This window comes from Marinifilum flexuosum (genome assembly GCF_003610555.1).
Taxonomy (GTDB): domain Bacteria; phylum Bacteroidota; class Bacteroidia; order Bacteroidales; family Marinifilaceae; genus Marinifilum; species Marinifilum flexuosum.
The window spans coordinates 1-1,088 of the sequence record NZ_RAPQ01000007.1 but is presented as its reverse complement, the minus strand read 5'-3'; the positions used below and the strand labels follow the sequence as shown (position 1 = coordinate 1,088).

The 1,088-nt window shown below is 30.2% G+C and carries 2 protein-coding genes; both read right to left on the bottom strand.

What is annotated here, in order from left to right:
• Positions 1-219: 219 nt before the first annotated feature.
• Positions 220-603 (bottom strand): DUF6678 family protein, encoded by a 384-nt coding sequence (locus BXY64_RS00050; RefSeq protein ID WP_120237967.1) that lies wholly within the window; start codon positions 601-603, stop codon positions 220-222.
• A gap of 1 nt (position 604) precedes the next feature.
• Positions 605-955: a hypothetical protein gene (locus tag BXY64_RS00045; protein ID WP_120237966.1), complete on the bottom strand. Its 351-nt coding sequence runs from the start codon at positions 953-955 to the stop codon at positions 605-607.
• Positions 956-1,088 lie beyond the last annotated feature (133 nt).

Below are 1,088 nucleotides of genomic sequence, written 5' to 3'. Positions count from 1 at the left end.
GCTTTTTTTTCATGACTTAATATTTTAATGAATAAATACTTAAGCAAGTTACAACCTTATTTGTAAGCTACCGCTGTAGGCGGTTTTTGTTCAACGGTTTGAATATGGGGCGTTTGGCATTTTGAAACACCAACCTATCAAACCGCTATATATTTTATTAATTGCTACCATGCTCAAAATTAGAACTTTCCGCCAAATGACCTATATTTTTTGTTAGGCTTATGTTGTTTTTCTTCTATATCCATACACCTTAAATATTCCATCATTTAAATCAAATGGTATTGAATGCTTCTTCAGTCCATTTTCAATAAAGTCAGAAAAATCCTCAGTCTTTGGTTTAACAAGTCGACCGATATGAGTTGTTTTTATTGGATTGATTTCTAACCATTCAATTAGATTAAAACCATCTCGTTCAACTTCCTCCCACCAAACTGGACTAAAAAGTTCATTGTTTTCTGAGTCAAACAAGTATTTAATATTTACTGATGGATTAAAGTTTTTATTCTTAGTTATTTCCGAAATTAATTCAGTCCATTTTGTATTATTCATACATGAACTAAGTTGATTCTCAAAAATATATTTTTCTAAAGATTCTCGTCCCATTCTATGTAGTCATTACGTTGTCAAGAAATCCAGTTAGCAAAAACGTATCATCTGTGAGTGTTACTTTCTCTTTTAATTCAGACAGCAAAGCCTTTAATGAAGTCTTTGGTCCATATTCAATTCCCTCTGGATTATCAGGGTCAATGCCAGAAAAATCATAAATACTTTCAATTCCATCTTCCTTTTCATCAAATACTTCTGCCAAAAAACAATAATAACCATCTTTGTCCTTACCAATGGAAACAAATCTATGACATGGAAAATTATCAAGTCTGAATGTTCCTAAATACTGCTCAATTATCTTTCCAGCATTCAGATATGGTTCTATTTCATTTTCTCTTAAGTATCTCATTTAGATTTTATGTTGGTACACCATTTACAATTAAGCCTAACGTATATGTTAGCTTAACTAGTTACGTTTATATTTCTTATATCAGTTAATTTTATACGTTTATATATCCAATTTGTATATGTAAACGTAATAA

Excerpts from the sequence above, each read along its gene's own strand:
- BXY64_RS00050 (WP_120237967.1), bottom strand. The coding sequence starts at position 603 with ATGGGACGAGAATCTTTAGAAAAATATATTTTTGAGAATCAACTTAGT.
- BXY64_RS00045 (WP_120237966.1), bottom strand. The coding sequence starts at position 955 with ATGAGATACTTAAGAGAAAATGAAATAGAACCATATCTGAATGCTGGA.